1 protein-coding gene is annotated in these 387 nt (G+C 61.5%); it reads left to right on the top strand.

The window, feature by feature from the left end:
* Nucleotides 1-29 precede the first annotated feature (29 nt).
* A partial coding sequence (locus ABD791_RS11645) for a DDE-type integrase/transposase/recombinase (protein WP_345066582.1) occupies nucleotides 30-387 on the top strand: 358 nt, incomplete at its 3' end.

Genomic DNA, 387 nt, shown 5'->3' with positions numbered 1-387 from the left:
TCGTGAACCGGAAAACAGTCGCGGGGATCATGGCTGAGCTTGGCTTGATGTCCCCGCTGGCGGAGCGATCATTCAAACGCGCCAAGGCCCGTGCCGCCCGGCTGAAGGACCCGGTCGACCTGCTCAACCGGGACTTCGGTTCATTGATTCCGGGATCGATCCTGGTCGGTGATATCACCTACGTGGCGACCCGTCAGGGCTGGTTGTATGTCGCGACAGTGATCGATCTGGCCACCCGCCAGGTGCTCGGCTACGCGACCAGCAACCGACAAACCACCAAGCTGATCGTTCGGGCTATGACCGCGGCCCGCAAGAGCGGCCTGATCGTCAAGGGGGCCGTGTTCCACACCGATCACGGCACCCAATACCGATCAAAGAAGTTCACGA

This window comes from Glaciibacter kafniensis, from assembly GCF_039538945.1.
Taxonomy (GTDB): Bacteria; Actinomycetota; Actinomycetes; order Actinomycetales; family Microbacteriaceae; genus Cryobacterium; species Cryobacterium kafniensis.
This window is presented reverse-complemented; position numbering and strand designations above follow the sequence as displayed.